Source organism: Ferrovibrio terrae (genome assembly GCF_943371255.1).
Taxonomy (GTDB): Bacteria; Pseudomonadota; Alphaproteobacteria; order Ferrovibrionales; family Ferrovibrionaceae; genus Ferrovibrio; species Ferrovibrio terrae_B.
Map to the genome: position 1 here is coordinate 1 of NZ_CALRUC010000177.1, position 5,572 is coordinate 5,572.

General features: G+C 63.9%; 8 protein-coding genes and 1 pseudogene. 7 read left to right on the forward strand and 2 right to left on the reverse strand.

The features are described from left to right. The 4 genes from AAG799_RS22095 to AAG799_RS22110 all read left to right on the forward strand — a co-directional run. Positions 1-198: F0F1 ATP synthase subunit C (locus AAG799_RS22095; protein ID WP_341899220.1), on the forward strand; the 198-nt coding region annotated here is incomplete at its 5' end. A 5-nt stretch (positions 199-203) separates the two neighbouring features. Further along, positions 204-698, forward strand: a complete 495-nt coding sequence (locus tag AAG799_RS22100) for a F0F1 ATP synthase subunit B' (RefSeq protein WP_341899222.1) — start codon at positions 204-206, stop codon at positions 696-698. Positions 699-713: 15 nt separating this feature from the next. After that, positions 714-1,199 carry a F0F1 ATP synthase subunit B gene (locus AAG799_RS22105; protein WP_341899225.1) on the forward strand — a complete coding sequence of 162 codons (486 nt, stop codon included), beginning with the start codon at positions 714-716 and terminating at the stop codon, positions 1,197-1,199. 91 nt (positions 1,200-1,290) lie between these two features. Next, a complete protein-coding gene (locus tag AAG799_RS22110) occupies positions 1,291-1,557 on the forward strand; it encodes a hypothetical protein (protein ID WP_341899227.1) in 267 nt (88 codons plus the stop codon). 1 nt (position 1,558) lies between these two features. Here AAG799_RS22110 and AAG799_RS22115 read toward each other — a convergent pair whose 3' ends face one another. Continuing rightward, a complete protein-coding gene (locus AAG799_RS22115; RefSeq protein WP_341899228.1) occupies positions 1,559-2,497 on the reverse strand; it encodes a methyltransferase domain-containing protein in 939 nt (312 codons plus the stop codon). Positions 2,498-2,721: 224 nt separating this feature from the next. After that, positions 2,722-3,474 carry a DEAD/DEAH box helicase gene (locus AAG799_RS22120; RefSeq protein WP_341899230.1) on the reverse strand — a complete coding sequence of 251 codons (753 nt, stop codon included), beginning with the start codon at positions 3,472-3,474 and terminating at the stop codon, positions 2,722-2,724. A gap of 740 nt (positions 3,475-4,214) precedes the next feature. On the opposite strand from AAG799_RS22120, the gene rpmI reads away from it, so the two are divergent. The 3 genes and pseudogenes from rpmI to AAG799_RS22135 form a co-directional block, all read left to right on the forward strand. Continuing rightward, on the forward strand, positions 4,215-4,415 hold the full coding sequence (gene rpmI / locus AAG799_RS22125) for a 50S ribosomal protein L35 (protein ID WP_341899232.1): 201 nt from the start codon (positions 4,215-4,217) through the stop codon (positions 4,413-4,415). A 17-nt stretch (positions 4,416-4,432) separates the two neighbouring features. Further along, a complete protein-coding gene (gene rplT, locus AAG799_RS22130) occupies positions 4,433-4,801 on the forward strand; it encodes a 50S ribosomal protein L20 (RefSeq protein ID WP_341899234.1) in 369 nt (122 codons plus the stop codon). Between the two features lie 128 nt (positions 4,802-4,929). Next, positions 4,930-5,572 (forward strand): annotated as a pseudogene (locus AAG799_RS22135) (phenylalanine--tRNA ligase subunit alpha); the annotation flags it as partial.

Consider the following 5,572-nt stretch of genomic DNA (forward strand, 5'->3'; position numbering starts at 1 on the left):
GGTGCCGGCATTGCGGCGATCGGCATGGGCGGCGCGGCGATCGGCGTGGGTCTGATCTTCGCGAACTTCCTCAATGGCGCGCTGCGCAATCCGGGCGCTGCCCCGAAGCTGTTCGGCAACCTGATGCTGGGCTTCGCCGTGACCGAAGCGCTCGGCATCTTCGCGCTGCTGATCGCGCTGCTGATCCTGTTCGTCTGAGTTAAATGCCTCAGCTCGAAACAGCCACTTTCCTGCCGCAGCTCGTCTGGCTGCTGATCAGCTTTGCCATTCTCTATCTGTTGATGGCAAAGCTGGCGCTGCCGCGCGTGGCTGAGGTTGTGGACGGGCGCCGCAAGCGCCTGGAACACGATCTCGAGGAAGCGGCCCGGCTGAAGCGCGACACCGAGAAGGCGATCGCCGACTACGAGCAGGCGCTGGCAAGCGCGCGGGCCAAGGCCCAGACGATTGCCGGCGAGACGCGGACCCGGATCGCGGCCGAACAGGCTGCGGTGCGGGCCAAGCTCGAAGCCGAGATCACCGAGCGGACCAAGGCGGCGGAAGCCAGCATCCTCGTGGCCAAGCAGCAGGCGCTCGCCTCGCTGCAATCGGTCGCGGCGCAGGCGGCATCCGATGTCGTGGCCCGGCTGAGCGGCACGGCGCCGAGCAACGACGCGGTGGAAGCCGCCGTTGCCCAGGCGCTCGCCAAGCGCAGCGCGTAGGACCGGAGGTCAGATATGTTCCAAGATCCGACATTCTGGGTTCTGGTCGCCTTCGTCCTGTTCTTTGCCCTGATCTTCTACCTGAAGGTTCCGGGCAAGGTGCTGGCGCAGCTCGACGAGCGTGGCGCCCGCATCAAGCAGGGCCTGGATGAGGCCGAGAAGCTGCACCAGGACGCGCAGCATCTCTTCGCCGAATACCAGCGCAAGCAGCGCAACGCCCTGAAGGAAGCCGAGGAGATCGTCGCCGCGGCCGAAGCCGAGGCGAAGGCCCTGCTGAAGGACACCGAGGCCGAGCTGAAGCTCAGCCTGGAGCGTCGCCGCAAGCAGGCCGAGGACCGGATCGCCCAGGCCGAAAAGCAGGCGGTGCAGGAAGTTCGCGACACGGCCGTGGAACTGGCGATCGCTGCCGCGACCCAGGTGCTCGGCCAGTCGCTGCAGGGTGCCGCCGCCGCCGCGCAGATCGATCGCGCCATCGGCGACGTCAAGGCCAAGCTGCACTGAACGCTTCAGCGTCGAACGATTTGAAAAGGGCCGCAGCGATGCGGCCCTTTTTCTTTGCTATGATGGCGGCAAATATTCTGGAGATGTCACCATGCATATGCTGATGATGACGGCGCTGGGCTTAGCGGTGCTGGCCGCCTTCTGGTTCATCGGCCGCCTGCTCAATGCTCGCGCCGGCCGCATGGTCGTCAACGGCCCGCGGCTGTTTTTAGCCGTCTGGGCCGCGGTGTCGTTCTACAATGGCTATATCGGGGTGACGAAAGCCGGCTATTCGGTGCAGGCCGAGCTGCTGGTGCATCTGGTGGTGTTCGGACTGCCGGCCGTGGCGGCGGTCGTCCTGATGTTCAGGAAGCTTTAGTCTAGTCCACCACGCGGCAGAACACGCGATACAGCCGGATGATGTTGGCATCCATGGCGCTGACGCGGATCGCCCAGTGCTCGCCCTCGCAGATCGCCCATTCGCGTTCGTTCTCATCCACCGCCTTGCCCTTCAGCTTCACTTCCTCGGCATAGTTGGCGAAGGACTCGATCACCGCGGACTTCAGCTCATGGGTGACGTCTTCCATGTAGCAGATGATGAAATTCAGGCTTTCCAGTTCGGCCTGCAGGCCTTCGGGCGTCAGCAGATGTGGCTTCACCGGCTCGCGGTCCCACCACACTTCATAGACGCGGCTTTCGGTCGATCCGGTCAGCAGGAAATCGGTGAACATCAGCTGGCCGTTCGGCTTCATCGCCGCGCGCAGCTTGGCCAGCAGCAGGCGTTTGTCCTGCACGCTCATCAGCCCGTCCTTGGACAGGAAGACATCGACGCTCTTGCGCTTGAAATTCATGTCATCGAGCGAACCGACCTTGATATTGGTGCGCTGCTTCACGCCCTGGCTCTTGGCCAGGTCGATCGAGGCGGCGGCCAGCTCCGGATCGGGCTCATAGGCATCGATCCACAGATTCTCGCGGGCCATCAGGCGGGTCATGCCGCCCATGCCGCTGCCCAGTTCGGTGATCGACATGTTGGGATTGAGGCCGAGCGGGGCGACCAGCGGTTTCATCAGCTCTTCGCCGCCCGGCTGGTTGAAGCCTTCGCCGAACAGCTTTTGCACCACCTGGCGGCGGCGCGGCGACCAGCTGTCGATGCTGGGGACCTCCTTGGGTGCCTCGTCGACGCCTTCGCCTTCCGTCTCCACGGGCTGTGGGGCGTAGTCCTTGAGCGTGTGCTGCATGACATAGTCGTCGCCATGCCACCAGGCGCGCAGCTTCTCGCGCCAGGTCACTTCCTCGGACTGCTCAGAGTTCTCCTTCACCACCACTGTCGTATCCAGATTCAGATTCGGACAGTCTGCTGTAACGCCGATATGGTTGATTTTCTGTTGCCGGCGCGGGTTACAGCCTTGTCCCTGTGGAAAAATCTGGATCACGGGACGCACAAAAACAAGCGCCCGCCGAAGGGGCGGGCGCTTGAGTATACTTTAGATTTGGTTACCTGACCTTTCGGTCAACCTGGAATCGCCAGGCGGTGGCGCCGGTTTTACCGGCGGCCGGCCATGCGTTCCGGCAGCAGGTCGCGCACGCGACGCCGGGCTTCGGTGTCGCGGATACGGGCCGACTGGGCGGTGGTGATCAGGCGCGGCGCCGGCGGGTTGGCCAGCACGGTGACCGGATCGGTCAGCAGGTTGTCGGCCAGCTGCTTGATCTCGGCCGGCAGGGTGGTGGCAAACACGATGGTCTGGCGCTCGGTCGGTGCGGCCTCGAAGATGGCGCGCAGCTCGTTGGTGACGCCGAGTTCCAGCATGCGGTCGGTCTCGTCCAGCACCATGATCTCGAGCTTGTTCAGCTCCAGCTGGCCGGCATTGATCAACTCGACCACGCGGCCGGGCGTGCCGATCAGGATGTCGATGCCGCGCGACAGCGCCTGGGCCTGGGCTGCCTTGCCGGGGCCTTCGTAAACCGTGACCTGGCTCAGCCGGACGAAGCGGCCGTAGGCGCGGAAGCTTTCCTGGATATGCTGCACGCGCTCACGCGACGTGGTCAGGATCAGCGCGCGCACCTTGCGCGGGCCGGCCGGATGACGGTCGATGGACAGGTGCTGCAGGATGGGCAGGGTGAAGGCGACGGTCTTGCCAGCACCGGCTTCCGCCTGCCCGAGCAGATCACGGCCCTGAAGCAGATGTGGGATCGCTTTCGCCTGGATCGGCGTTGGCGCGACGTGCTTTTCAGCCGTCAGGGCACGCTGAATGGGTTCAACGAGATCGAGCGAGGAGAATTGATTGCTGTTCAACATCGGCCTGCAAAGGTTCAGTTACGCGGCAGGTTACCACTAAAAGACCGGGCACCGTGAAACTGGTTTAGAGTGACAGTTCGTCCCGGTCCGGCAGCGCCAGAAGCGCGGCGGCGAACGGGGGGTCATGTCACGGAAGCCAGGATCATGAGGTACGGCGGCGTCCGGCGGGGTACCGCGAACCCGCGTGATACTAGCGGCCGTTCCCTGTTTTGCAAGCGCGAAACCTCATGGTGCGACAATCATGTAAAAGCAGCCAAAAATGCCGTTTTTTCATACCTGCCCTCGATCAGTCACATGGTGACAAGAGCGTTGTTTTTCAAGGCCATGGGCGCAGATTCCGGAGTCTTTTCCGTGCTATCGCCTGCCGGCTGCGCCGCCGCGGCCGGGCTGCGCGCCGGACGGGTGAAACGGCTGTCTGAGCAGACGACTCGGAAATGGTTAACGGGGTGACCCGGCGGGCAGGGCGGGACTCGGCCTGCCCGGGTGACCGGGATTTAGGCCCTTTCCGTAACGGAAACCTGCCCCCGTAGGGCGCGGTGCGGCCCCCGGCGGGCGGCCTGACCGGTTAACAGCCGCTGAGGCCGGAAAACCACAGCGAAATCCATCTGCGGCCGGGCCGGCAATGCGCCTTGCAATCCCCGGGATTGGCCGCTAAAACCGCGCGCTCGTATCGGGCGTTCCGGCCGGAAGGGCTGCCGAGTTCGCCTTGAAGATCACTCCATACCTTCGGAGGTTATGAAATGCCCAAGTTGAAGACCAAGAGCTCGGCCAAAAAGCGCTTCAAGCTCACGGCGACCGGCAAGGTGAAGCGGGCCCATGCGGGCAAGCGTCACGGCATGATCAAGCGCACCAACAAGCAGATCCGGAATCATCGCGGCACCGCCGTGATGGTCGAGGGTGATGCGCGCAAGATCCTGAAGAACTACCTGCCCAACGCCTGAGCTGAGGAGATACTGACATGGCACGTGTTAAGCGGGGCGTTACCGCCCATGCCCGCCACAAGAAGGTCCTGAAGCTCGCCAAGGGCTACCGTGGCCGCAATTCCACCGTCTTCCGCGTCGCGATCGAAAAGGTCGAAAAGGGACTGCAGTATGCATTCCGCGACCGTCGCGCCAAGAAGCGCAACTTCCGCTCGCTCTGGATCCAGCGCATCAACGCTGCGGCCCGCGAGCAGGGTCTGACCTACGGCCGATTTATCAACGGCCTCGCGCTCGCCGGCATCGAGATCGACCGCAAGGTTCTGGCTGATCTCGCCGTCCACGAGCCCGAGTCCTTCAACGCCCTGGTGGCGCAGGCCAAAGCGGCCCTGCCTGCCGCGGCGGCCTGATCGGCCCGCACTCGCAGTTCTAAGATAAGCGACTGTTTGCGAAGGGGGCCGTCATGACGGCCCCCTTTGTTTTGTCTGCAACACCGCTGTCGCGTCGCCGGCTTATAGTTGAGCAGTAAAGAGGAAGCATGACCGAGATCGCCAGGCTGGCTGCCGAAACCGAAGGCGCCATTGCCGCCGCCCAGACTCTGGATGCCCTGGAAGAGGCCCGCCTTGCGGTGCTCGGCAAGAAGGGCTGGCTGTCGGCCGCCTTGAAGGAACTCGGCACGCTGGCGCCCGATGACCGCAAGGCGCGCGCGCAGACCCTGAATGAAGTGAAGAACAGCCTTACGGCTGCCATCGACTCCCGCAAGGCCACGCTGGGCGATGCCGCGATCGATGCGCGGCTGAAGGCCGAAACGCTCGACATGACGCTGCCGCTGAACGACAGCGCTGAACAGCAGGGCCGCATCCATCCGGTCAGCCAGGTGATCGACGAGATCACCGAGATCTTCGCCGCGATGGGCTTCAGCATCGCCGAAGGTCCGGATATCGAGGATGACTTCCACAATTTCACCGCGCTGAACATTCCGCCCGAGCATCCGGCGCGGCAGATGCAGGACACTTTCTATCTGCCCAATCGCGGCGCCGATGGCGAGCAGATGGTGCTGCGCACGCATACCTCGCCAGTGCAGGTGCGCACCATGCGCGGCGGGCCGCCGCCCTATCGCATCATCGTGCCGGGCCGCACCTATCGCAGCGACTACGACATGACGCACACGCCGATGTTCC